General features: G+C 67.7%; 1 protein-coding gene. It reads left to right on the top strand.

What is annotated here, in order from left to right; genetic code table 11:
- Positions 1-402 (top strand): phosphotransferase (locus tag A5692_RS01570; protein ID WP_156765873.1); only part of this gene is annotated, 402 nt, incomplete at its 5' end.
- Positions 403-533: the final 131 nt, after the last annotated feature.

Raw genomic sequence — 533 nt, 5'->3', positions numbered from 1 at the left:
CCGTTCAACGTCATGGTCAGCCCGCAACCGCCCGCTAGGCTCGCCGCAATCGTTGACTGGGACACCGGCACCATCGGCGATCCGCTGCTCGATATTGGGCACCTGCTCGCGCGGTGGACCGAGCCCGGTGAAGATCCGATCATCACCGAACAGGCGGGCGGCTCGGCCGGCTACCCGAGTCGTCAGCAGCTGGCGGACCGATACGCCAACCTCAGCGGACGGGACCTCACCGCGCTGCCCTACTACCAGGCTCTGGCGTTGTTCAAGCTGGCCGTGATCCTGGAGGGGTCGCACGCTCGGCAGGTCAAGGCGGGCATCGACCCGGACCGAACCGACATGGGACCTCGGGTGATTCGCCTGCTCGCCGGGGCCGCGGAGTTCGCCCGCGGGCAGCGCAAGTGAGGTCGCGCGCATGACCGAACCACTCACCGAGCGACGCCGACGACTCGTGCGCGACGACATCGGCCGTACCGCTATCGCGTTGTTCGCTGAGCGCGGTGTTGACACGGTTACTGTAGGCGACATCAGCGCCG

It is taken from the genome of Mycobacterium sp. E342 (assembly GCF_001667665.1).
Lineage (GTDB): Bacteria > Actinomycetota > Actinomycetes > Mycobacteriales > Mycobacteriaceae > Mycobacterium.
This window is presented reverse-complemented; position numbering and strand designations above follow the sequence as displayed.